This is a genomic window from Pseudoalteromonas sp. 2CM28B (genome assembly GCF_023161935.1).
On the sequence record NZ_JALNTH010000094.1, the window covers coordinates 1 to 1,291 of the forward strand.

The following is a 1,291-nucleotide window of genomic DNA, read 5'->3' on the forward strand; positions in this document are numbered from 1 at the left end:
TGAATCGCCCCGAGTTCATCGGAGACCAGTTTGTTTAAGTCAGGCCACTTTACCTGACTCGTTTAAATTATCATAGTAGTCTGTTTCATATTGAGCTGGTGAAATATACCCAATTGAAGATAATAAGCGTTGATTATTAAACCAATTGACCCACTCTAACGTTGCGTATTCAACAGCATCAACATTCTTCCACGGGCCATTTCTGCGAATAATCTCTGTTTTAAATAATCCATTTATTGTTTCAGCCAATGCATTGTCATAAGAGTCACCCACACTGCCTACAGACGCTTGAATTCCAGCTTCAGCAAGTCGCTCAGTGTATCGTATAGACAAATATTGGCTGCCTCTGTCGCTGTGGTGAATTAACCCTTCGGGGTTGCCACGATGCCAAATAGCTTGCTCTAACGCATCAAGAATAAGCTCTGTGTGCATTGTCGTTGATACACGCCAACCTACAATGTATCGTGAAAAAACATCTATCACGAAAGCGACATAAACAAACCCACTCCATGTGGCAACATAGGTGATGTCAGCTACCCAAAGTTGATTTGGCTGCTCAGCAGTAAATTGACGATTAACTAAATCAAGTGGCTTATCTTGTTGCTCGTCAGGTATCGTTGTCTTATGTGCTTTACCCCGACGAACACCTTGAATTCCCATAACTCGCATCAATCGTTCGACTGTACAGCGGGCGACTTGATGGTCGTCAAGCTGTAGCTGCTTCCATATTTTTCTTGCACCATAAACTGACATATTATCCTCCCACACTTCGCGAATGAGTATTATCAGCTCAGCATCACGCTTTTTGCGGTTAGACAGTCGCTCAGGCTCTCTTTGTATCTGTTTATGAGAATAATACGTTGATGGTGCAATCGGCAATTCCTTGCAAATTGACTCGACACCGTAATGCTCTCTGCAAGCATCAATAAAATCCACTATTACTTCTGTTTGCGGTCGAGCTCCGCTTGGGCGAAAAAAGCGGCAGCTTGCCTCAGGATATCATTCGTTCGCTTGAGCTCTTTATTCTCGCGCTCTAAGACGGCAAGGCGTTCTTCAGTTGATTGCGTATTAGAAGAGGGTTTAGACGGTTGAGCTTGAGATTTCTTGACCCATGCTCTAAGTGTTTCTGGGGTACATCCCAGTTTATCTGAAATCGATACTAGCGCAGCCCAAAGAGAAGGGTATTCATGCTGTTGTGTGGTAACAAGCCTAATTGCACGTTCACGAAATTCTGATGTATAGCGATTTGATTTTTTCATAGTTCCAGTTTCTCAAGTTATTGAGTCTCTGG

At 43.2% G+C, this 1,291-nt stretch carries 1 protein-coding gene and 1 other annotated feature; the gene reads right to left on the reverse strand.

The window, feature by feature from the left end:
* Positions 1-39 precede the first annotated feature (39 nt).
* Positions 40-1,259, reverse strand: a protein-coding gene (locus MTN96_RS36760) for an IS3 family transposase (protein WP_223230517.1) whose coding sequence is annotated in 2 segments (ribosomal slippage) — positions 40-971 and positions 971-1,259 — 1,221 coding nt in all. Because the reading frame shifts where the segments join, the coding sequence is not laid out codon by codon here.
* Positions 865-981, reverse strand: a sequence feature (AL1L pseudoknot). It overlaps the preceding gene by 117 nt.
* Positions 1,260-1,291 lie beyond the last annotated feature (32 nt).